The 23,645-nt window shown below is 69.4% G+C and carries 19 protein-coding genes; all 19 read left to right on the forward strand.

What is annotated here, in order from left to right:
• Positions 1 to 118 precede the first annotated feature (118 nt).
• Entirely contained in the window at positions 119 to 2,344 is a 2,226-nt protein-coding gene (locus tag E4K62_RS04780; protein ID WP_135064225.1) for a serine hydrolase, read from the forward strand.
• Between the two features lie 196 nt (positions 2,345 to 2,540).
• On the forward strand, positions 2,541 to 3,335 hold the full coding sequence (locus E4K62_RS04785; RefSeq protein WP_135064228.1) for a biotin--[acetyl-CoA-carboxylase] ligase: 795 nt from the start codon (positions 2,541 to 2,543) through the stop codon (positions 3,333 to 3,335).
• Positions 3,336 to 3,383: 48 nt separating this feature from the next.
• On the forward strand, positions 3,384 to 3,938 hold the full coding sequence (locus tag E4K62_RS04790; protein ID WP_135064231.1) for a PH domain-containing protein: 555 nt from the start codon (positions 3,384 to 3,386) through the stop codon (positions 3,936 to 3,938).
• Between the two features lie 67 nt (positions 3,939 to 4,005).
• Complete coding sequence (locus E4K62_RS04795) at positions 4,006 to 5,142, forward strand: 5-(carboxyamino)imidazole ribonucleotide synthase (RefSeq protein WP_135064234.1); 1,137 nt, start codon at positions 4,006 to 4,008, stop codon at positions 5,140 to 5,142.
• 98 nt (positions 5,143 to 5,240) lie between these two features.
• Entirely contained in the window at positions 5,241 to 5,708 is a 468-nt protein-coding gene (gene purE, locus E4K62_RS04800) for a 5-(carboxyamino)imidazole ribonucleotide mutase (protein WP_135070920.1), read from the forward strand.
• Complete coding sequence (locus tag E4K62_RS04805; protein ID WP_240742819.1) at positions 5,705 to 7,168, forward strand: LCP family protein; 1,464 nt, start codon at positions 5,705 to 5,707, stop codon at positions 7,166 to 7,168. Before purE ends, E4K62_RS04805 begins: the two co-directional genes overlap by 4 nt.
• Positions 7,165 to 8,256, forward strand: a complete 1,092-nt coding sequence (locus E4K62_RS04810) for a glycosyltransferase (protein WP_135064237.1) — start codon at positions 7,165 to 7,167, stop codon at positions 8,254 to 8,256. The genes E4K62_RS04805 and E4K62_RS04810 overlap by 4 nt, the downstream gene beginning before the upstream one ends.
• 55 nt (positions 8,257 to 8,311) lie before the next feature.
• On the forward strand, positions 8,312 to 10,549 hold the full coding sequence (locus E4K62_RS04815; protein WP_135064240.1) for a cell wall-binding repeat-containing protein: 2,238 nt from the start codon (positions 8,312 to 8,314) through the stop codon (positions 10,547 to 10,549).
• Positions 10,550 to 10,649: 100 nt separating this feature from the next.
• Positions 10,650 to 11,576, forward strand: coding sequence for an ABC transporter permease (locus E4K62_RS04820; protein ID WP_240742820.1), 927 nt, complete (start codon positions 10,650 to 10,652; stop codon positions 11,574 to 11,576).
• The gene (locus E4K62_RS04825; protein WP_135064243.1) at positions 11,573 to 12,310 is read left to right on the forward strand and encodes an ABC transporter ATP-binding protein; all 738 of its coding nucleotides are present in this window, start codon (positions 11,573 to 11,575) and stop codon (positions 12,308 to 12,310) included. The genes E4K62_RS04820 and E4K62_RS04825 overlap by 4 nt, the downstream gene beginning before the upstream one ends.
• Positions 12,307 to 14,238, forward strand: a complete 1,932-nt coding sequence (locus E4K62_RS04830; protein WP_135064246.1) for a DUF6541 family protein — start codon at positions 12,307 to 12,309, stop codon at positions 14,236 to 14,238. Before E4K62_RS04825 ends, E4K62_RS04830 begins: the two co-directional genes overlap by 4 nt.
• A gap of 32 nt (positions 14,239 to 14,270) precedes the next feature.
• Positions 14,271 to 15,527, forward strand: coding sequence for a glycosyltransferase family 4 protein (locus E4K62_RS04835; RefSeq protein ID WP_135064249.1), 1,257 nt, complete (start codon positions 14,271 to 14,273; stop codon positions 15,525 to 15,527).
• Entirely contained in the window at positions 15,524 to 16,621 is a 1,098-nt protein-coding gene (locus E4K62_RS04840) for a DegT/DnrJ/EryC1/StrS family aminotransferase (RefSeq protein WP_135064252.1), read from the forward strand. The genes E4K62_RS04835 and E4K62_RS04840 overlap by 4 nt, the downstream gene beginning before the upstream one ends.
• Positions 16,621 to 17,607: a Gfo/Idh/MocA family protein gene (locus tag E4K62_RS04845; RefSeq protein WP_135064255.1), complete on the forward strand. Its 987-nt coding sequence runs from the start codon at positions 16,621 to 16,623 to the stop codon at positions 17,605 to 17,607. Before E4K62_RS04840 ends, E4K62_RS04845 begins: the two co-directional genes overlap by 1 nt.
• A gap of 3 nt (positions 17,608 to 17,610) precedes the next feature.
• Positions 17,611 to 19,389: an ABC transporter ATP-binding protein gene (locus E4K62_RS04850; RefSeq protein ID WP_135064258.1), complete on the forward strand. Its 1,779-nt coding sequence runs from the start codon at positions 17,611 to 17,613 to the stop codon at positions 19,387 to 19,389.
• Complete coding sequence (locus E4K62_RS04855; RefSeq protein WP_135064261.1) at positions 19,386 to 20,597, forward strand: glycosyltransferase family protein; 1,212 nt, start codon at positions 19,386 to 19,388, stop codon at positions 20,595 to 20,597. The genes E4K62_RS04850 and E4K62_RS04855 overlap by 4 nt, the downstream gene beginning before the upstream one ends.
• Positions 20,594 to 21,913: a glycosyltransferase gene (locus tag E4K62_RS04860; protein WP_135064264.1), complete on the forward strand. Its 1,320-nt coding sequence runs from the start codon at positions 20,594 to 20,596 to the stop codon at positions 21,911 to 21,913. The genes E4K62_RS04855 and E4K62_RS04860 overlap by 4 nt, the downstream gene beginning before the upstream one ends.
• A complete protein-coding gene (locus E4K62_RS18775; protein WP_147911166.1) occupies positions 21,913 to 22,341 on the forward strand; it encodes a hypothetical protein in 429 nt (142 codons plus the stop codon). Before E4K62_RS04860 ends, E4K62_RS18775 begins: the two co-directional genes overlap by 1 nt.
• Complete coding sequence (locus E4K62_RS04870; protein ID WP_135064270.1) at positions 22,338 to 23,645, forward strand: glycosyltransferase; 1,308 nt, start codon at positions 22,338 to 22,340, stop codon at positions 23,643 to 23,645. The genes E4K62_RS18775 and E4K62_RS04870 overlap by 4 nt, the downstream gene beginning before the upstream one ends.

Genomic DNA, 23,645 nt, shown 5'->3' on the forward strand with positions numbered 1-23,645 from the left:
GCATCACCGCATCCGCTGTGCGCTCCAATCCATCGGGCGCCGGATCGGGCGCCGTTCTTCATAATCGGCGCGTGGCGGTCCCGCGCGCGGATCGCGATCGCAGTATCGTCCTGCCACGGTGACTCACAGATCCCCCCTCCGCAGGTCCCACATCGCACGAGCATCCGCGCTCGTGCTGGCAGTGGTGTGCGTCCTCTCGTCGTCGTTGACGACGTCGTCCGGCGCCATGGCGGCACCGACGCCTGAGACCACCGTGTCTCCGCCGTCCCCGTCCCCATCGGCCACCGGGGAGGAGCCCGCGCAGACGCCGTCTCCCGAGCCCCCTGCGCCCGCGGACGTCGAAGACCTCGCGCAGCCCCCGACTCCTTCGCCGACTCCGAGCCAGAATCCGCTGGCGCCCGACCGGGTGACGCCGCCGACCGACGAGGTCCCCGACGACCGCCCCATGCCGGTGGAGCCGGAGCCGCGCAGCGCTCCGCGGGCCGTCGTGCCGCAAGACGCCGTCGCTGTCCCCAACGCATCCCGCGTATCGGGCCAGGACCGATACAGCACGAGCGTGGCGGCCGCCCGGAACGCTTTTCCGAGCGGAGCTGCCACCGTTCTCGTCACCGCGGGCAATGCTCCGGCCGATGCCATCGTGGCGGCGGGTCTGGCAGCGCGGCTGCAGGCACCGCTGCTCTATGTGCGGGCGGATTCGGTCCCGGCTGCCGTCGCCGAGGAGCTCACGCGGCTGGCTCCCGAGGGCATCGTCGTCGTAGGGGGCACGGGGGTCGTCCAGGAAGCCGTCCTCACCCAGTTGCAGCGGTGGGCGCCCGACGTGCGCAGGTACGGCGGCGGTGACCGGTATGAGAGTTCGCGGCTGGCCTTGACCGGCGTCGGTGGAACGATCGACACGGTGTATGTGGCCGGTGGGCAAGGAACCGTCGATGCCGCCCTCGCGTCGGTGACGGCTGCGTCCAACGGGCGCGGTGTGCTCCTGGTGAGAGGCGCGGGGGCTCTGGACGAGCCGACCCTGACTGCTCTTCGCTCGATCGGAGCCACCAAGACGGTCATCGTCGGAGGTCTCGGCACAGTGAGCGCGCGACACGAACAGTCTCTTCGTACAGCAGGGTTCACCGTCTCGCGGCTCGTGGCCCCTAACCGGTATGCGCAGTCCATCCTCATGGCCGGCCAGCGCACCGCACCGGCCCAGCGGGCGATCGTCGTCAACTCCTTCACCGACCCCGACCTGGCCGTCGCGGCTGCCCTGGCCGCCGCCAGCGAGCAGCCCCTCTACTACGCGATCGAGCCCTGTACCCCCGACGCCGTCGCCGCCGACATCAGCGCCCGTGGGGTCGCGGTCACGGCGGTGGGCGGACCGGCTTGGCTCGGTCCGGCGGTGCTGGTGAACCGGAACTGCTCGGCGGAGAAGGATCTTCGGCAGCGGAACCTCAACGCCGCCATCCGAGCCACGACGGCGCAGTATCCCGGATCTTTCTCCGTGTCGGTACGTCAGATGGACGGGCTCGGAGTGGTCACAGATGTCAATGGTGGGGTGCTCCGCGAACCGGCGAGCATGATGAAGCTGTATGCAGCGTGGGCGGTGCTGCACAAGATCGAGCGCGGGGAAGCGTCGTGGGGGACGATGCTCCCGTCAGGACTGGACCTCTCCACGTGCGTCTACGTGATGATCCATGCCTCCGACAACGGATGCCATTCCGACATCGTGCACTGGATCGGCATCGGAAACCTGAACGCGTTCATCCGCGCTTCGGGATGGAGTCAGACGACCTACGGAAGCGTGCCCTCCGGCACCAGCGTGCTCTATGCGGGCAACAGGACCACGACGAACGACCTGGTGCTCCTGCTCGACCGGCTCCATGGGGCGAAGATGATCTCCCGCCCATCCGCGGATCACCTCCTCACCCTGATGTCGGCACAGATCTGGCGCTCCCGGATCGCTTCGGGCATCCCCCCAGGGGTCCGCCAGGCCACGAAGCCCGGCGCGCTGTGGATCGATTCCGGTCTGCTGCAGGGCGACAGCGGAGTCGTCTGGGGACCCAAGTCGACCTATGTCATCTCGATCGTCGGCGATCAGGCACCGCCGCAGGCCGCACTGCGGGCGATCTCCCGGACCGTTTACGAATCCTTCAACGGGTCCTTCGGAACGGCCGCGTGGTATCCCGTCGAGCAGATGGTGACGGTGCGTGCGACGGCGCTGCGCACGTCCCCAGCGGGGGCGATGACAGTCGTCGTGCCTGCGGGCGTGCCGATCGAAGTCCTCGACGCGGATCGCAACTGGTACAAGGTCCGTTACGGGAACCGGCAGCTCTGGACTGTGGTCAACGACCTCCGCAACCGCTGATGCGCCGTGGGGCGCCGGCGCCGGCGTCGCCGCGCCGCACCCGCCCCTCCGCCGCCCCCAGAACAGGAGGATCGCCGAGAACAGGATGCCGGGCGGCCTTCCCGTCCTGATTCCGGCGATCCTCCTGGTTTCGGACGATCGGCACCGCCGCTGTCAAGGCCGGACGACGAGCCAGGCCCCGGCCTAGGGTGGGGCCATGCCGATCCCCGAAGAGGGCTACCCGCTCGCCGCCGCCGTCAGCCCGCGTGTCCAGGTCGTGGAGACCACCGACTCCACCAACGCCGATGTGCTCGCCGCCGCCGAGGAGGACCCCGCCGGCTGGCCGCACCTGTCGGTGCTCGTCACCGTTGACCAGCGCGCCGGACGCGGCCGCCTCGATCGCGCCTGGACCGCCGCCCCCGGGACGGCGCTCGCCCTGTCGGTGCTCGTGCGCGTACCGGGGCTCCCCGCGCACGCACGCGGGTGGATCCCGCTAGCCGCGGGTGCTGCCATGACGCGGGCCGTGGCGGCGCAACTGGCCGGCACCGGCAACACCACGGCGCTGAAGTGGCCGAACGACGTGCTCGTTGACGGCGGCAAGATCTGCGGCATCCTCGCCGAGGTCGTCCCCGGCGACATGGACGCCATCGTGGTGGGCGCCGGCGTCAACACGCGGATGACCCGCGCCGATCTCCCCGTGGCCACTGCGGTCTCCTTCGCGTCGCTCGGGCTGGACTGCGACGACGACCGCCTGCTCGCCGACTACCTGCGCGCCCTCGACGAGCACGTGCAGGCGCTGCTGTCCTCCCACGGCGACGCCGCCGCATCCGGCGTCCTCGGTGAAGTGGAGGCGCTGTGCACGACCCTCGGCAGCGACGTGCGGGTCTCGCTCCCGGACGGGACCACGCTCGCGGGGCGAGGCCAGCGCATCGACGGCGACGGCCGCCTCGTGGTCGCGACGGGGCTCGAGGAGATCCCGGTATCGGCCGGAGACGTCGTCCACGTGCGCTGATCCGCGTGGGAGCACCGCGATGTCGGCGCCCGGCGCCACAATAGGAGCGTGACCTCTCCGACGACGTACGGGGGGCGGCCTCTCACCCCCGCCCCGGGCGTGCCCACGCCCGAGCTGCGCGTCGCCCGTTTCCGTCCGCACGCCCGCCGGCTGTTCTGGTCGGCCCTCGTGCTCATCGCCGTGGCCGGCGCCGTCGGCTACTTCTACGGCAATCTCCGCGCGCCGTTCGAGGACTGGATGCTGCTGACCGCCGCCGCCGCGGCCGTGCTCCTCCTGGCCGTGCTGCCATGGGCAACGTGGTGGGCGCACACCTACACGATCACGACGCGGCGCGTCATCGAGCGGTCGGGCCTCTTCGGCACGAGGCGCACGGAGCTGCCGCACATGCGGGGGTACACGATCCAGGTGCGCCGCGGCCCCCTGCAGCGGCTCTGGGGAGCGGGCACGCTGATCCTCTCCAACGGCGTGGATGCGCCGATGCGCCTGCGGAACGTCCCCAGTGTCGAGCTCGTGCACGAAGTGCTCGTCGACCAGGTCGAGGTGAACCAGATCCTCGCCCACCGCGACGCCCAGCCGGCGACCGTCCCCACCGCGCAGATGTGACCACCCCGCGCTCGCCGTCGTGGGCGCCCGCGGCCTGCGCGAGAATGGGGGCGACGGAAGGGGACCCATGGCGCTGCGAGTAGGGATCATCGGAGGCGGCCAGCTCGCGAGGATGATGATCGCGCCCGCGGTCGAGCTGGGCGTGGACGTCCGCGTCCTCGCCGAAGAGCCGGGCATGTCGGCGGAGCTCGCAGCCACCGCCACCGGCGATTACCGCGACGCCGACACCGTCCTCGCGTTCGCACACGACGTCGACGTGATCACCTTCGACCACGAGCACGTGCCGCAGGACGTCCTGGCCGCGCTCGTGGACGCCGGCGTCGCCGTGCACCCGGGGCCCGAGCCCCTCGGCGTTGCACAGGACAAGCTCGTCATGCGCCGGCGCATGCAGGAGCTGGGCGCACCGCAGCCGGAGTGGGCGGCGGTGTCGGATGAGACGCAGCTGCAGGAGTTCCTCGACGCCCACGGCGGCCGCGCCGTGGTGAAGACCCCGCGCGGCGGCTACGACGGCAAGGGCGTGCGCGTCGTCTCGGCGGCCCACGAGGCGCAGGACTGGTTCACGACGCTCGCGGAGGACGCCCGCGGGGGAGAGCTGCTGGTCGAGGAGCTCGTGGACTTCTCCCGCGAGCTCGCCCAGCAGGTGGCCCGTCGTCCGTCCGGACAGGTCGCGGTCTACCCCGTCGTGGAGACGGTGCAGCGCGGCGGCGTGTGCGCCGAGGTGCTCGCCCCCGCCCCCGGCGCGAGCGCGCGACTGAGACAGGCTGCCGCCGACCTCGGCGTCGCCATCGCGGAAGGCCTGGGGGTCACCGGGATGCTGGCGGTGGAGCTGTTCGAGACGACGGATGAGCGCATCCTCGTCAACGAGCTCGCCATGCGCCCCCACAACAGCGGCCACTGGACCCAGGACGGGGCGGTGACCAGCCAGTTCGAACAGCACCTCCGGGCCGTCCTCGACCTGCCGCTGGGCGCGACAGAGTCGACGGCACCGTGGTCGGTCATGGTCAACCTCCTCGGCGGGCCGGCGGAGGGCGGACTTCTCGAGCGGTTCGCGCCGGCGATGGCGGAGCATCCGCGGGCCAAGGTCCACACGTACGGCAAGGCGCCGCGGCCCGGCCGCAAGGTCGGGCACGTCAATGTCGCCGGCGACGATCTCGACGACGTCGCGTACGAGGCGCGCGCGGCAGCAGCCCACTTCCTGGACTGAGGCCCGCGCCGTTGCGGCGATCTCGCAGGCAGTCGCCCTAGCCTGGTGCAGTGACCCGACCGCTGCACTCCTCCGAGACGCCTGTGGTCGGCGTCGTCATGGGCTCCGATTCGGACTGGCGCGTCATGAGCGACGCCTCGCAGATGCTCACGGAGCTGGGCGTCCCGCACGAGGTGGAGGTCGTCTCCGCGCACCGCACGCCCGACAAGCTCATGCGCTACGGCCGCGACGCGCGCGCGCGCGGACTGCGCGTGATCATCGCGGGAGCCGGCGGAGCGGCACACCTGCCCGGCATGCTCGCCTCGGTCACCTCCCTGCCCGTCATCGGCGTGCCCGTGCAGCTCGCGACGCTCGACGGCATGGACTCCCTGCTGAGCATCGTGCAGATGCCGGCAGGCATCCCCGTCGCCACCGTGTCGATCAACGGCGCCAAGAACGCGGGCATCCTCGCCGCGCGCATCCTCGGCAGCACCGACCTCGCCCTCGGCGACCGACTGGTCGCCTACGCGCGGGCGCTGGAGACGCAGGTCGAGGAGAAGAGCCGGCGGCTGAAGGACTCCCTGTGAGCGTCGGCACGGCGCCCCGCACGCGCCCGGCCGCCCGCAGCGTCGTGGAGACCCGACCGCTGCGCAATCCCGACGCCGGGTCGCCCCAGGTGATGACGCGGCGCGGATGGTGGCTCGTCGTCCTCAATTTCCTCCTGCCCGGGTCGGCACAGGTGCTCGCCGGCAGCCGCCGCCTCGGCCGCTTCGGCATCGGCGCGACGCTTGCACTGTGGATCGGCCTCATCGTCGCGGGGCTGTTCGCCCTCCTGTGGCCCACCGCCCTGGTCTCGATCGTGTCGGGGGCGTGGCTTCCGGAGTGGCTCGGGTGGTTCCGGTGGGTTCCGCTCACCCTCGTCCAGGTGCTCCTCGTCGGCTACGTCGTGCTCTGGGTCGTGCTCACCGTCGACACCCTGCGCCTGGTCCGCCTCGTCCGCACCGGCAGGATCGCCCGTTTCGGCATCGCCGCCGTTTCGGTGCTGCTCCTCGTGGGCGCTGGGAGCGGTGCGGTGTGGGGAGCGCAGGCAGCCGGAATAGCGCGCGACACGCTGGGCGACATCTTCGGGCAATCCGGGCCCGTGGTGCCCCCCTCCGACGGGTACTACAACATCCTCCTCCTCGGCGCCGACAGCGGCGAGGGGCGCGACTCGATGCGGTTCGACAGCATCTCGGTCGTCTCGGTTCACGCCGACACCGGCGCCGTCACGATCACCGGCATCCCCCGCGACATGCCGAACTTCCCCTTCGCTCCCGGGCCCATGCAGGACAAATACCCGGACGGGCATGAAGGCTTCGCCAGCTCCACGTGCGGCTGGGGGAGCGGTATCAACCAGCTGCGCACGGAGGTGGAGGTGTGCCAGGACGGCACTGAGCTCTACCCCGACGCCGCGGCGAACGGATCCGCTCCCGGCATCGAGGCGACCAAGGACGCCGCCGAAGGCATCCTCGGCATCGAGATCCCCTACTACGTCTTCATCGACATGCACGGCTTCGCCGCTCTCGTCGATGCACTCGGTGGCGTCGACATCACCGTCGAGGAGCGCCTGCCCAAAGGCGGCGGTCCGCAGTATCCCGGTCAGCCTGCCGAGGACTGGGCCATCGGGTGGATCGAGCCGGGGCCGCAGCACATGGACGGCGACACCGCCCAGTGGTTCGCGCGCTCGCGCTACACCACGAGCGATTTCGACCGCATGGAGCGCCAGCGGCAGCTGCAGCAGGCGATGCTCGCCCAGTTCACTCCCGAGAACGTCCTGACCCGGTTCCAGGACGTCGCCGCCGCCGGCACCGCCGTCGTGGAGACGGACCTGCCCCAGCCGCTCCTGCCGACGCTGGTGGACCTGGCCATGAAGGCGAAGGAGCTCCCCGTCTCGACGATCGAGCTCACGCCTGACGGCGGCATCGATGAGTTCGATCCGAACTACGCGTACATCCAGGAGCTCGTCCGCACCACCCTGCATCCACCCACGCCGGAGCCGGGCGCGTGACCGCCACGCTGCGCGTCGTGCTCGACCAGCTCGTCTCGCCCACCTCCCGTGACCTGGCGGAGGCGTCGCGCGCGCTCACGAACGCGCTCATCGCGACCGCCCCGCGGGGAGCGGATGTGGCCGGCATCATCCCGCGAGGCGAAGACCCCGCAGTGGATGGACTCGTCGATCTCTCGCGCCTCGGTCTGCCGCGGCGCGAGCTCGCCGCATCCTGGCAGTTGGGGATGGCACCCGGCGTCGGGAAGGGCATGATCCATTCACCGACGCTGCTGGCCCCGCTGGTGCGGCACGACCGCGTCAACGAGACGCATCAGGTGGTCGTCACGCTGTGGGATCTGCGCGCGTGGGAGGCGCCCGAGGCGCTGTCGCGGCCCGAGGTGATGTGGCACCGGGCGATGCTCAAGAGGGCGGAGAGATACGCGGACGCCGTCGTCGTCCCCACCCACGCGATGGCCGATGCGCTCGCGGGTATCGCTCCCCGTCTCGCCGGCCGCATCCGCGTCATCGCCGGGGCTGCGCCGGAGGGATTCCGCGTCCCCACGGATGTCGCGGGGCGGCTGCGCTCGCTCGACCTGCCCGGGACGTTCGTCGCTACGGCAGGCGGAGCGGCCGCATCGGATGGGCTTGCGCCCGCTTTCGCCGGAATCGTGGGCGCCGGGTGGGACGGGGACGTCGTCGTCCTGGATTGCCCTGATGGGGAGGAGCCCGCTGTCGTGGAACTGGCTGCCGCTGCCGGTGTCCCGGAAGCGCGTGTCCATGTCCGCGGTTCGCTCGAGCCGTTCGACCGGGCTGCGGTGCACGGCAGCGCGTCGATGTTCCTCGCTCCGTCCGAGCGCTCGGACTGGCCGTGGCGGGCCGTGGAGGCGATCACGACCGGCACGCCCGTCGTCGCGGCGGACTCGCCCGCGCATCGCGAGGTGCTCGCGGACTCGGCCGCCACCGCGTCACCCGCCGGCTTCGGCGACGCGATCTCGTCCGCCCTCGGGGAACGCTCCGAAGTGCTGCGCGTACACGCCAGCGACCGCGCGCGCGCCTTCTCGTGGGTCAGCGGCGCCGAGCGCATCTGGCAACTGCACGCGGAACTGTAGGCGCAGTCGCGGACGATCGTTGGTGTTCAGGGCCAACTTCCGCAACACTGGTCACATGTTTCACACCCGAGAGCGCCCGCGGCGGGCGTCCAAGCTCGCCGTACTCGCGCTCGCCGGCGTTCTGCTGGGCTCGGCGTTAGGGGCGGCGTCCCCCTCGGGTTCGGCTCAGGCCGCCGGGGGGTCGATCTTCGACGGCGGGATGATCATCAGCGACGCCGAGTTCTTCGACGGAGCTGCGATGTCGGCCGCGCAGGTCCAGGCGTTCCTCAACGACAAGGGCGGATCATGCGTACCGGCACCGGGTGGGCCTGCGTGCATCAAGGATTACCGGGCCGACCTGCCCGCGATGGCCGCCGACCGGTACTGCAAGGCTGTGCCGGGGAAGGCGCGCGCCACGGCAGCGGAGATCATCGCCGCCGCGGGTCAGGCGTGCGGGATCAGCCCGCGGGTGCTTCTGGTGATGCTCCAGAAGGAGCAGAGCCTGGTGACGCGCACCAAGCCCACCACGACCCACTACGACAAGGCGCTCGGCCAGAGCTGCCCCGACACCGCGCCGTGCGACCCTCGCGCGGCGGGGTTTGTCAACCAGATGTACCTCGGTGCACGCCAGCAGCAGATCTACGTCCAGAACCCCACCTGGTACAACTACCGCCCCGGTCGGGTCAACACGATCCAGTGGCACCCGGACAAGGCTGCGTGCGGCACCTCGCAGGTGTACATCCACAACCAGGCCACGGCGAACCTTTACATCTACACGCCCTACCGTCCGAACATCGCGGCGCTCGCCGCCGGATGGGGGACCGGTGACGACTGCTCGTCGTACGGGAACAGGAACTTCTACAACTACTACGCACAGTGGTTCCGCGGTGTCACCGGCGCTCCCGCGGCGCAGGTCGCTCCGTGCACCGTGCCGCCCGCGACCGAGATCGCTCCGCGCGGTGACCGGCTCGTCGTGACCGCAGCCTCCCTCAATGCCCGCGGTGCGCCGACGACCGCGTGCGGCACCGGAGCGGTGAGCCTCGCGAAAGGCACCGTCGTGCAGGCCTCCGGCACGTACGGGGCGTGGACGAGGGCCAGCGTCAACGGCGTGCAGATGTGGCTGACGACGAAGTACCTCTCTACGTTCACCGTGGTACCAGGCACGCCCACGATCAGCGGGAACGCCGCATCCGGCCAGATCCTGACGGCCGCAACCGGCACCTGGACTCCCCAGCCGTCCTCCTTCTCCTATCAATGGAACCGCGACGGCAAGGTCATCGCGGGAGCTACCGCATCGTCGTACCGCGTCACGAATGACGACGCCACCGCGCGCATCTCCGTGACCGTCTCCGCCCACTTTGGTGGAGAGAAGACCCAGAGCACCTCTGCGAGCGTGTCCGCTCGCGGATTCGCGGCGGACCGGTTGGACGGCCAAGACCGCTACGAGACGGCGGTCGCCGTCTCGCGGGCATCCTTCGCCAACGGGACGAGCACGGTCTACCTCGTCGTGGGGACGGACTTCGCCGACGCGCTGGCGGCAGCCCCGCTCGCGGCGAACAAGGACGCCGCGCTGCTGCTCACCCGGCCCGGGGCGCTGCCCGCCTCGACCGCGGCGGAGCTGAAACGGCTCGCGCCGCAGCGCGTCGTGCTCATCGGCGGCACGGGGGTTCTCGACGCGGGCATGCCGGACCGGCTACGCACGCTTCTTGGTTCCTCGCTGACCGTTGACCGGATCGGGGGCACCGACCGATACGACACCGCCCGCATGATTGCGGCCCAGTTCGGATCAGCGCCCACTGTCTACGTCGCGACGGGCAGAGACTTCGCGGACGCGCTCGGCGCGGCCGCTATCGCCGGCCACCGTAGCGCTCCGGTCATCCTCGTCAAGGGTGAGACCGGACGGGTCGACGACCAGACGCTGCGGACCCTCACCGCTCTTGGGGCGAAGGATGTGGTCATCGCCGGAGCGGAAGGCGCAGTTTCGAAGGGCATCGCCGACCAGTTGAGTTCTCGGGCGCTCGCAGTCCAACGGTACGGCGGCATCGACCGCTTTGCCACGAACGCGGCACTCAACAGCGCGTCCTTCGGTGCAGGTACCCGGTCGATGGTGCTGGCGACAGGGCGAGACTTTCCCGATGCGTTGACCGGGGCAGTGCTAGCCGCGGAGCGCGGCGTTCCGATCTTCGTCAACAGGGGCGGCTGCGTGACCGGCGAGACTGCCGACTTCATGCTGCGCAATGGCGGGTCCGCCTTCACCCTCGTGGGCGGCGTGGGCGTCATGAACGCCTCAGTGGGCAAGTTCCAGCGATGCTGAGCTGACCGGTGGTCGCCGTCCACCGGGAGCACAGGAACGGGTCGACTAGACTGGCCCGGTTCGCTGGTACCCGGCGAATCCGCCCCGAGAACGATCGATCGTGAGCAACACACCCGACCCCTTCGCCGCCGTGCCGCGCGCCGAGTTCGACGTCCCCGGGCGCAGCCGCGGTCTCCTGGATGTCTTCCGGTGGCACTACCTGCTGCGGCTCCTGATCCGGACGGGCGTGACGACCCGGTATCGCAACTCGGTGCTGGGCTGGACCTGGTCGTACGTGCGCCCGGCGGCGCAATTCCTGGTCTTCTGGGCAGTGATGGGGTTGTTCCTCGACCTCAATCGCGGCATCCCCAACTACGCCGTATACCTGTTCAGCGGCATCGTCGTCATCAACCTGTTCAGCGAGGCCTTCAAGAACGCGACGACGTCGATCGTCGGCAACGCTCCGCTCGTGCGCAAGGTCTTCCTCCCGCGCCAGCTCTTCGCCGCGTCGGCCGTCGTCGTCGCCTTCGTGCACTTCCTGCCGCAGGTGGCCCTGCTGCTGGTCGTGTGCCTCCTCATGGGGTGGATCGTGCAGGTGACGATCCTGCAGGTGCTCGCGATCGTCGCGGCGGTGCTGCTGATCCTGCTCTTTGCGCTCGGCCTCGGGCTCTTCTTCGGAGCCGTCAACGTGCGTTTCCGCGATGCCGAGAACATCGTGGAGCTCCTGCTCCTGCTGGCGACATGGGCCTCACCGGTCCTGTATCACTGGACGATGGTGGCGCAGGCAGCCCGCACGGTGGGGATGGACTGGCTTACCGAGCTGTACCTGCTCAACCCGATCACGCAGGCTGTCGAGCTCTTCCACTACGCGTTCTGGTATCCCGTCACCGACACCGCCCGATCGACGTCGCCGGTTGTCGCAGACATGCCACTCGCGCCCGATCTGGGCATCAACACGCTGTGGGCTTTCCTCATCGGTGTCGTCGTGTTCTTCGTCGGCCAGTTGGTCTTCCGCCGCCTCGAGGGAAGGTTCGCGCAGGATCTATGACCACCACGACTTCTCTCAAGCCCAGCATCGTCGTCCAGAGGGCTGAGAAGACCTTCCTTCTTCATCACGCCCATTCGCTCAAGGACACGGTGGTCGCCACGTTGCGCGGCCGCAAGACCACGAGCGTGTTCCATGCTCTCAACGGTGTGGATCTCGTCATCAACGAGGGCGAGTCCGTGGCGATCCTGGGGCTGAACGGCTCGGGCAAGTCGACCCTGCTCAAGCTGATCTCCGGCGTCATGCAGCCGGACGGGGGAGAGGTGCTCACCCGAGGTCGCGTCGCCGGCCTCATCGAGGTCGGGGCCGGCTTCCACCCCGAGCTGTCCGGACGGGAGAACGTCTTCCTCAACGCCGCGATCCTGGGCATGAGCCGCAAGGAGATCGCGGCGCGGTACGACGAGATCGTGGCGTTCAGCGAGATCGAGCCGTTCATCGACCAGGAGGTCAAACACTACTCGTCCGGCATGTTCATGCGGCTCGCGTTCTCGGTCGCGATCCACGTCGAACTGGACGTGCTGCTGGTGGATGAGATCCTCTCCGTCGGCGATGCGCCGTTCCGCGAGAAGTGCCGGCTGAAGTTCCAGGAGCTCATCGCGCACAACAAGACCCTGGTGGTCGTCAGCCATGACATGGAGATGGTCCGCGAACTCTGCACTCGTGGCATCGTCATGAACAAAGGGGAGGTCGTCTACGACGGGCCGGTGGCGGGCGCCATCTCCCTGGTCGAATCGTGATCGGAGATTGGATCGCGGCGGTACCGGTCATCCTGGTCGCCGCCGCCGTGGTCTTCGTCCCGGGCGCGGCGGTGCTGGCGTTGCTGGGCTTGCGCGGGCTGCGCCTGTGGGGGCTCGCCCCGGTGGTGGGAACGGTCTCCGTCGGGGGGCTCGCGCTCGCAGTCGACCTTCTCGGTCTACCGTGGACGCCGCTCGTGTTCCTCGTCGGATGCGTGGTGCTGGTCGTTGCGGCAGCGGTAGCCGGGTGGGTGCTTCACTTGAGGCCGTCGCCCGCGCGGGCCGCAGCTCGGCGACGGACGGCTCTCCTCGTCGCCGGCATCGCGGTGGGTGGGGCGCTGGTCGTCGTCAGGCTCCTCTTGTACATCCAGACTCCCGACGGCATCTCCCAGACCAACGATGCGGTCTTCCACCTCAACGCGATCCGGTTCATCCTGGAGACCCAGTCCGCCTCATCGCTGCATGTCAGTGAGGTGATCGGAGGCAGGGGTTTCTATCCCGCGGGCTGGCACGGCATCACCTCGCTGGTCGTGATGATGACGGGGGCGAGCATCCCCATGGCGGCCAACGCGGTGGCGATGGTCATCGCCGGTCTCATCTGGCCGGCCGGCATTGCCCTGCTCGCCCGTGTCGCCACCCATGACGATGTCGTCGCCGCGGCCGCGGGTCTGCTTGCCGGCGCTCTGCACGCGTTCCCGATGCTCATGTTCCAGTGGGGAGTGCTGTACCCGAACGCTCTGTCGACCGCTCTCCTGCCCGCTGCGCTGTCGGCGGTCATCACCGTGCCGGCGTGGGTGCGGGGGAGAGAAGGATGGCCCCGCGGCTGGCGTGCCGGGATGGCCGCGGCGCTGCTGGTCCTTCTGTGCATCGGGGCGATCGGTGTCGCCCAACCTGCCGGGTTGCTGGTGTTCGGGCTCCTGTCCCTGACGTGGGCGACCTTCGCCACGCTGGGCAGACGGCGCGGCATCCTGCCTCTGCTCGCCATCGTGGCGATGTGGGGCGCTCTCGCTGCAGTGTGGTACTTCCTCTCCAGGTCCACGAGCGGAGCGCACTGGGATGCTTTCCGGGGAAATGCCGAGGTTCTGGTTGACCTTGCGTTGAACACCCACTTGCGGCTGCCCCCAGCGGTGCTCGTGAGCGTGCTGATGGCGGTGGGCCTCGTGGCCGCATGCCGGAAGGCCCGCCTCCGCTGGCTCGTCGTCGCCTGGATGGCCGTCAGCGCGCTGTACGTCGCCGTGGCGTCGATCGATAACCTCGGCGTGCGGTCCGTGCTGCTCGGCGCCTGGTACGCCGACCCGTACCGCATCGTCGCGCTTGTACCCCTCGTCGTGATCCCTCTGGCCGCCATCGGTGCGGCGACGGTCGCAGGGTGGGTGGCGAGTTTCCTGTCCGACCGTCGATGGGCCGAATGGCTCACGTATGGAGTGCTGGCGGCGGTGCTGGTGGTCGGCATCGTCCTGCGGCCAGTGCAGCAGATGCCTGAAGTCGTGGAGAACACCTTCGACATCGAGTCGCGCTACGCCGAGGACGAGACCTCCTATCTCAACTCCTCTGAGCGCGAGCTCCTCGAGGAGTTGCCCCGGTACGTGGACGAGGATGCGCGGGTTCTGGTGAACCCCTCCACGGGGGGCGCGTTCGGGTACATGCTCAGCGGTCTCGATGTCTATCCCCGGACGTGGTCTCCGCCCCGGCACCAGGCATGGAACGTCCTCGCCGGGAGTCTCCGGGATGCCGCGGACGACGCAGCGGTGTGCGATGCCCTCGCACAGTACGGCTACCCCGACTACGTCCTGGATTTCGGGCCTGGCGAGCAGGCGCCGGGACGCTACCTCATGCCCGGGATGACCGGGTTCGGCACCCAGGACGGGTTCGAACTGGTCGCCGGGACCAAGAGCGCGACGCTGTGGAGGATCACGGCATGCGCCCAGTGAGGGCTTCGAGGCGTTCGCTAGAGTTGATGGAAATGCCTCTCGCCGCCGACGGAAAGACACCCGCGATAACGCGTGTGGTCATCGTCAGCCGGTTGTTCCCGCCCGAGGTCAGCGCGGGAGCCTTCCGGCTGGGCGCGCTGGCTCGATCGCTCGCGGAGCGAGGATACGTCGTGAACGTGCTGAGCACCCGCCCCCCGGCCGCCGCACCGGCCGTCGAAGACCCCACCGATGTGCGTGTGCGACGATGGCCGGTGCTGCGCGACCGCGGCGGCAACGTGCGCGGATACCTGCAGTACCTGAGCTTCGACCTGCCCCTCTTCGCGCGCCTGCTCTTGCGCCGCTTCGACGTCGTCGTGGCCGAGTCGCCGCCGACGACGGGGTTCGTCGCCACGGTCGTCGCCCTGCTCAAGCGCCGCCCGGTGGTGTATTACGCAGCCGACGTCTGGACGGACGGCGTCATCTCGATGGGCGCGCCCCGGGCGGTGGTGTCGGTCATCCGCGGTCTTGAGCGGCTCGTTCTCCGCCAGGCTCGCGGCATCCTGTCCGTCAGCGAGGAGGTGTCCGATCGGCTCGTCCTGCTCGGCGCCGACCGCTCTCGCGTGGCGACGATCGGCAACGGGATCGACACCTCGGTGTTCACCCCCGAGATCGCACCGGCCTCACCCGGGCAGAGGTACTTCGTCTACACCGGGACGATGTCGGAATGGCAGCAACCGGACGTCTTCATCCGAGCCTTCGCATCGATCGTCGACGGTCATCCCGACCTGCGGCTCAAGTTCTTCGGTCAGGGCGCCGTCGAGCCTCGGCTACGCGACCTCGCTGGGGCGCTAGTACCCGGGCGGGTCGATTTCGGTGGGGTGATCAGTCCCCCTGAGTCGGCGGCATGGATCAGGGGTGCGGTCGCTGCGCTCGTGAGTATCGTGCCCGGGATCGGGTACGACTTCGCCCGACCGACGAAGACCTACGCGGCTGCGGCCACGGGCACGCCGGTGCTCTTCGCCGGACCCGCCGAGGGCGGCGAGCTCGTCACGAGCGCCGGACTCGGCACGGCGGTGGGCTTCGCGGTGGAGGACGTCGCCGAGGGCATGCAGCAGCTGCTCGAGGAGCAAGGCAGCGGTGAGACCGACCGTCGCCGCGCGCAGCGCGCGGAGTGGGCGCGAAAAAACCTCTCCCTGAGCGCCGTTGCGGACCGTGCATCCCATGTCGTGTCCGAGGTCGCGCGCCCCGCGCCAGCCAGCGGCGACCGGAACATCGACACACAGAACAATCCGTCAAAGGAGTCCGATTGAGCGAGTTCATCCCGCCGGCCAAACCCATCATCGGCGACGAAGAGCGCGACGCGGTCGATCGAGTGCTGCGCAGCGGAATGGTCGCACAAGGGCCCGAGGTGGCGGCGTTCGAGCAGGAATTCGCCGATCACTTCGTCGGTGGGCGCCCGACCGTCGCGGTGAACTCCGGGACCTCCGGGCTGCACCTGGGCCTGCTCGCGGCGGGCGTGCGACCTGGAGACGAGGTCATCGTGCCCTCGTTCACGTTCGCAGCGACCGGTAATTCCGTCGCGCTCGCCGGTGCAGTGCCGGTCTTCGCCGACATCGAGCCGGACACGTTCACTCTCGATCCCGCCGCTGTCGAGAAGGTGATCACCGATAAGACCAAGGGGATCCTGGCCGTCCACCTGTACGGGCATCCCGCGCGCATGCGGGAGCTGGGGAAGATCGCACGGGAGCACGGCATCGCTCTGTACGAGGATGCAGCCCAGGCGCACGGTGCGGCGCTGGACGGCAGCCCCGTGGGGACGTTCGGGGACTTCGCGATGTTCTCTCTGTACCCGACGAAGAACATGACCAGCGGGGAGGGCGGTATGGTCACCGCGGGGTCGCCGGAGATCGCCCGCATGGTCAGGCTGCTGCGCAACCAGGGCATGGAGCGGCAGTACGAGAACGAGGTGGTGGGATTCAATGCCCGCATGACCGACATCCACGCGGCCATCGGCCGGGTGCAGCTGACGAAGGTCGATGACTGGACCTCGACACGCCAACGGAACGCCGCCTTCCTGGACGCACATGTGGAGGGCGTCGTCGTACCGCCCGTCGCGGACGGCGCCGTCCACGTGTACCACCAGTACACGATCCGCGTCGCCGATGACCGCGACGGTTTCGTGAAGGCGCTCAAGGACGAGCACAATGTCGGCGCCGGCGTCTACTATCCGATTCCGAACCACCGCCTGCCCTCGCTCGCGCCGTACGCCCCGGGCCTAGATCTGCCGGAAACGGAGAGGGCTGCGCGCGAGGTGGCCTCGCTGCCGGTGCACCCCTCCCTGTCGGCCGCGGATCTGGACCGGATCGTCGCCGCCGTCAACGCCGTCGCCGGGGCGGGCGCCTGATGGCCGCCCTGCGCGCCGGCCTGCTCGGTGTCGGCATGATGGGGCGTCACCACGCCCGCGTGCTGCGCGAGGTCGACGGCATCGAGTTGGTCGCGATAGCGGACCCGGGTGGTGACCCACACGGGGTCGCCGGAGGCCTCGGCATCCTGCCCGACATCGACGCGTTGATGGACGCCGGAATCGACATCGCCGTGGTCGCCGTACCGACCCGCTTCCACGAAGAAGCGGCGCTGAAGCTTGCCGCGGCGGGTGTGCACACGCTGGTCGAAAAGCCCATCGCACACACGCTCGACGCCGGTCAGCGGATGGTCGACGCCTTCGAGAATGCCGGACTCGTGGGCGCGGTCGGCCACATCGAGCGTTTCAACCCGGCGCTGCAGGAACTGCGACGCCGACTGGAGGCAGGCGACCTCGGGAGTGTCTATCAGATCCAGACGCGGCGCCAGGGGCCGTTCCCCTCGCGCATCGCCGACGTGGGCGTCGCCAAGGACCTGGCGTCGCACGACGTCGACCTGACCGCGTGGGTCGCCCAGAGCGTCTACACGTCCGTCTATGCGCAGACCGCGGTCAAGTCCGGCCGAGAACACGAGGACATGATCGCTATCACGGGGCGCCTGGCCTCCGGCGTCATCGTGAACCACCTCGTGAACTGGCTCAGCCCGATGAAGGAGCGGGTCACGGTCGTCACGGGGGAGAAGGGCGCGTTCGTCGCCGACACGTCGGCGGGCGACCTAACGTTCTTCGCCAATGGCACCATTCCCCTGGAGTGGGAGTCTGTCTCTTCATTCCGGGGTGTCTCGGAGGGGGACGTCACTCGCTTCGCCATCGCCAAGCGGGAGCCGCTGCGGGTGGAGCTTGAGTCGTTCCGTGACGCGGTGTTGGGGGGAGAAAGCGACGTCGTCACGATGGCTCAGGGACAGCGGACGCTCGTCGTCGTCGAGGCGGCAGTGGATTCTGCGAGGACCGGCGAGTCCATCGCCGTCTAACCGATGAAGCTCATCTCCTCGACCCTGCGGCGGCTGATGCCGTACCTACCGGCATCGGCGCGCCGGTTCCTGCTGTGGTACTGCACCCTCACCGCGGTCCTCGCCGTCGTCGACGTCGTCGCTCTCATGCTCCTCGCGCTGACCCTCGCTGCCGCAGCGGCGGGCAATACGGTGAGACTGCCCATCGTCGGGACGCTGCCGGAGAGCGCCGTGCCGTGGCTGATCGTCGTGTTGTCAATCCTCGTGGTCGGTAAGTCTGCGGCCAACGTGGGCCTCCAATGGATCGCGACGCGGAGGTTCGCCTCCTACGAGCTCGCTGTGGGCGGACGCCTCTTCTCCGCCTACATCCGCGCGCCCTGGACCGAGCGCCTCGGTCGCAATACGGCCCAGATCGTGCAGATGGCCGACACCGGCATCGCGAATGTCATCGCGGGCTTCCTGCTGCCCATCACAACGCTTCCTGGGCTCGTCGTGACGTCTGTCGGTGTCGCGGGTGTCATTGTCTTCGCACAGCCGCTCACGGCGCTCATCACCGTCGTCTACCTCGGCGGCATCGCCGCGCTGCAGTACGCGGTCTTGGGTTCCAAGACCCGGCAGGCGGGCCGCGTCGCGCGGGACTCCGCGCTCAAGGTCGCCGCACTGATCTCCGGGATGGTCGCCTCGCTCAAGGAGATCACGCTCCGGGGCAAGGCAGACGAGGTGGAGGCGGTCGTCCGGGACCAGCGCGCCTTGACATCGCGCGCTCGCGCCAACGTCAGCTTCCTCTCGTCGGTACCTCGATTCGTGTTCGACGCGGCCATCATCGGCGGGTTCCTCCTCACCGGCGGTCTCGCGTTCGCGTTGGACGGAATGGAGGGGGCGATAGCGGCGATCGCGCTGTTCGGAATCGCCGGGTTCCGCCTCGTGCCTGCGCTCACCGGATTCCAGTCGGTGATCACCCGCACCGTCACCGCAGCGCCGTATGCGGATGCCGTTATCAGCGACATCGAGACGAGCGAGGAATATCTCCGCGCTCAGGAGCATCTCGGTAAGCAGCCGCTTCCTGCTGCCCCGCAGCTGCTGTCGTTCCACGACGTCGGCTTCACCTATCCGAAGGCCGCGGTGCCCGCGGTATCCGGCGTGACGATCGAGATCCCGATGGGCTCCACCGTGGGCATCGCCGGCTCTTCGGGCGCCGGTAAATCTACGCTGGTGGACCTGCTGCTCGGACTGATCACTCCCACAGCGGGGCTTCTCACCATCGACGGGTTGCCGCTGGAAGACGTGCTCGGCGCCTGGCGCTCGCACGTCGGCTACGTGCCGCAGGACGTCACGCTGTTCGACGGAACGATCGCGCAGAACATCGCCCTCACCTGGGGGAAGGACGTGGATCTCGAGCGCGCCGAGCACGCGGCGCGTCGAGCGCAGCTGTGGGACGTGATCGAGCAGCGTGAAGGCGGCCTCAGTTCGCGTGTCGGCGAGCGGGGGCTCACGCTCTCGGGCGGGCAACGTCAGCGGCTCGGCATCGCGCGGGCGCTGTATTCTGACCCGCTGATCCTGGTCCTCGACGAGGCGACGAGCGCTCTGGACACCAAGACGGAGGCTGACGTGGCCGCCGCGATCCAGGGCCTGCAAGGCGAAGTCACCGTCATCGCCGTGGCGCACCGACTGTCGACGATCCGCCCCTTCGACCAGATCCTGTTCATGAAAGAAGGACGCGTCGAGGAGTCAGGGTCGTTCGATGAGGTCGTGGCCGCGAATCGTGAGTTCGCGATGCAGGCGCAGCTGGCGGGTCTGGTGTGAGGGTCCCGGACCTCACAGCGGCGCTGCGGTCCAAGGGCCGTATCGCCGCGCGACTGGTCCGGGCACGACTGCCCGAGGCCGTGAGCGTGCGGTTGCTGCCTCCCGCGTCCCGCTACGACCTGGAAAGCGTGCCGCCACCGGTGCCGGCGCCGGACACCCCGGTCCGGCTCTTCATCGGACCGGCGAACTTCGCTGCGCAGGGCTACACCTGGGCGCGCGCAGCCGAACGGCTGGACGGCGTCGGCGCCGTGAACATGCAGTACCGCGGGCATGCCGATTACGGCTTTCCCGCTGACTACGCCGTAGCCGAGAACGTCTGGAGCTTCTCCCGGAAGTGGGGGATGCGCCAGCGCGACGCTGTCGGCTCCGGGTTCACCCACGTGTTGTTCGAGGCTGAGCGCTCCCTGTTCGGAGCGGCGTTTGACAAGGTCGTCGCGAGGGAAGCCGCGTGGTTGCGCCAGCGGCATGTCGAGGTCGGCATGGTCTGCCACGGGACGGACATCCGGCTGCCCAGCCGCCATGCCCGGCTGGACGAGTGGTCGCCGTTCCGCGGCGCAGATCCGCAGTGGGTCGGCGCGTTGGAAGCACGCGCGCGCGCCAACCACGCGATCTTGGATCGTGTGGGAGCGCCGGTGTTCGTCTCCACCCCTGAGATGCTGCTCGATCGCCCCGATTCGACATGGCTGCCGATCGTCGTTGATCCGAATCGCTGGGCGACGAACGCACCCGTGCTCGAGCGTCCCGTCCCCATCGTGCTGCACGCCCCGACCAATCCACTCGTGAAGGGCACGAATCTGATCGAACCGGTGGTGCGCGCGTTGCACACCGCGGGCGAGGTCGACTATCGGCGCGTGGAGAAAACCCCCGCAGACCGGATGCCGGGTCTGTACGCCGACGCGGATGTCGTGCTGGAACAGTTCGCGTTGGGCATGTACTCGGTGACATCCGTTGAGGCGATGGCTGCGGGCCGGCTCGTCATCGCGCATGTGCACGACCAGGTCCGCGACCACGTGCGAGAGGTGACGGGGCTGGAGGTGCCTGTGGTCTCCGCCACACCGGCGACACTGGGTGCGGTGCTGCGTGACGTCGTCGCGCGACCTGATCACTATCGTGAGGTCGCCGCCCGAGGACCGGCGTTCGTGGCCGCCGTGCATGACGGCGCCTACTCCGCCCGCGTTCTCTCCGCGTTCCTCGGAGTCCAGACGTGAGGCGGCACGTCCTGCTCACGGCCTGGGCCTTCCCGCCGGCGCGGACCTCAGGAGTGCACCGCGCCGTCGGGATCGCGAACGCCTTCGCTGCTGAAGGCTGGGAGGTGACCGTGCTCGCTGCTCCGGAGCGAACGTTCACCGACAATGCGATGGTCGACCGCTCGCTCCTCGCCGCAGTGGATGAGGGTGTCAGAGTCGAGCGCGTGCCGTTCTCGGCGCAGGCGTACGACACCGACGTGGCAGCTTGGTCGCCACTGCGTGCGCGGCACCCGGAGCTGTGGAACGGCCTGCGGCTCGCCCGGGAGCGCCGTGTCTTCCCGGAGCCGGGCTTCGGGCTGTGGCGCCTCGAACTGGAGCGCGCCGCTGAGCGCGTACATTCTGCGCGCCGCGTCGACCTCGCCATTGGTACGGCCAACCCGCATGTGGACTTCGTCCCGGCGAGCCATCTCAAGCGCGGCCATGGGGTGCCCGCGATCATGGACTATCGCGACGCCTGGAACGTCGACGTCTTCTCCGGCACGGATCGTGCGTCCGCGACGCCGGCCGAGCGCCGCTGGGAGCGCGAACTCATGGCTGAAGCGGACCGCATCTGGTTCGTCAACGAGCCGATCCGCCGCTGGCATGCCGAACGCCACCCCGAGTCTGCGGACCGGATGCGCGTCGTGGCCAACGGCTTCGATGTGACAGGCGGGCGTACCCCGGCGGTGCCCTTCCGCCCGCCGACGGACGCACTGACGTTCGGCTACGTCGGGACGATCAACTTCGGACAGTTCCCCGCTGAGGCGCTCTTCGCCGGGTGGGAGCTGGCACGGGAGCGGGATCCTCTCATCGCGCGGTCTCGCCTCGTGCTGCGCGGACACCTCGGGCGCACCGGTGTCGCAAACGAGGACCTGCAGAGCCTGCTGGACGCCGCAGCCGCACAGGGTGTGAGCTACGAAGGTCCGGTCGCGAAGGCTGATCTCGCCGATGTGTACGCCCAGTTCGACGCTCTCGTGCTCGCCCTAGCGAGCGGGCCGGGGGTCACCAGCGGCAAGGTCTTCGAATTCGCCGCGACCGGTCTGCCGGTCGTCTCCGTCCATGACCCTGCGAGCGCCGCGACGAGCATCCTGCGTTCATCGCCGGTCTGGACGCCGACAGTGTCGCTGTCGGCGGAGGATGTGGCGGCGGCCCTGTCGGAGGTCGGGCGGCGGACCCTCGCCCAGACCCCCGAAGACCGCGCGGCGGCGATCGCCTGGGGCGCGCAGTGGGAACGCGGCAAACAGTTGGCGAGCGCTGTGGCCGATGCCACGGCGCTCGTAGATGAGAGGAAGACCTGATGCACATCGTGGTCCTCGCCCCTTCTGCGGGCTTCGACGAGGGAACGCTACCCGGACTGCCCGAGGGGGCGCGTGTGACCCTCATTGCAGGGGAGCGTCCGGCGGACCCGCAGGTCGAGACGATCGTTCTACCGCTCCGCGGCAGGATCGCCGCGCGACTGCGAGCTCTCGCTTCCAGGTCGATGCCCGGACGCATCCTGATCCGGCTCACGCCGCTCGATGCCGGTGCGACGTTCTGGCGGGCGACGCGCTCCACGCCGGCCGCCCGCGGGGCCATCCGCACCGCCGACGTCCTGGTGGCAGCGGAGCGCGATGCCGGGTACGCGGCGTGGCGGTGGGCGCGAGCCGCACGCAGGGCGGGTCGTGATCTGCCCACCGTCTACGGCTACCCCGCCGCACGCGCGGCGGTCGAGCGGCGCGCGCGATGACCGCCCGTAAACCGCACCTGCTCTACACGGCCTGGAGCTTCCCGCCCAGCCGTGCGGGCGGCGTCTACCGAGCGCTGGCGACGGTGAACGCCTTCGCCGACGCCGGGTGGGACGTGACCGTGCTGACCGTCCCGCGGGGCATCTTCGTCGATTCCACCGGCGCGGACTTCCGCCTTGAGGAGCAGATCCGGCCGGGAGTGCGCGTGGTCCGTGATGAGCCGCACGTGCCTGCGTTCCAGAACGACATCGCCCGGTGGCCCCGCGCACGGGCGCGTCATCCCGAGCTGTTCAAACTCGCCGACATGCGCAAGGACTTCCGGCACTTTCCCGAGCCGAACTACGGTCGCTGGCGGCCGTCGCTCGAGCGCGCCGCCGAGCGAATCCATGCCGAGCGCCGGGTCGACCTCGCGATCGGGACCGCGAACCCGCACGTCGATTTCATCCCGGGGTGGCACCTGCATCGCCGATTCGGCGTGCCCTACGTCATGGACTATCGCGACGCCTGGCAGCTCGATGTGTTCACGGGGCACAAGCTCATCACTGCGCTGCCCGTGGTGAACCGCTGGGAGGCGAAACTCATGGCGAACGCCCGAGAGGTGTGGTTCGTCAACGACGCGATCAGGCAATGGCACGAGCGGCAGCATCCGCAGCCCGCGAGCCGAATGCGCGTCGTGGCCAACGGATTCGAGGAGTACGGCTCCCCGCTGACCGTCCCGGTGCGCGCCGGTCGCGAGCAGGGCCTGGTCTTCGGCTACATCGGCACCATCACAGACAAGGTCCCGTTCCGTGAGCTTGTGGCGGGGTGGGCCATCGCTCGGGCGCGCGGGGGCCCGATCTCGAACGCGCGACTATCGTTGCGGGGCTACCTCGGCCACTTCGGCACGGTCAGTGAGCAGCTCCAGACTGCCCTCGATCGGGGCCGTGACCTCGGCATCCGCTACGAGGGACCGGTGAGCAAGGCCGACATCGCCGGTGTCTACGCCGGCTTCGATGCACTCGTATTGGCGCTCGGCGCCGGCCGCTACGTCACGAGCGGAAAGGTCTACGAGTACGCCGCGACCGGCATGCCGGTGGCGGCGATCCATGACCCGGGCAACGCTGCAACGGATGTCCTTCAGGGTTCACCGGTGCACGTGCCGGTTGCAGAGGTGACGCCCGAGGCCATCGCCGATGCACTCGAGGAGACAGCGCGCCGTGCGCTGGATCAGACGCCGCAGGAGCGGAGCGCCGCACAGCAGGCCGCGTCGGGATACTCGCGCACCGCTCAGCTCACGCCGCGGATCGAGACGCTCCGCCCGGAGTGA

This window comes from Microbacterium wangchenii, assembly GCF_004564355.1.
GTDB classification, from domain to species: domain Bacteria; phylum Actinomycetota; class Actinomycetes; order Actinomycetales; family Microbacteriaceae; genus Microbacterium; species Microbacterium wangchenii.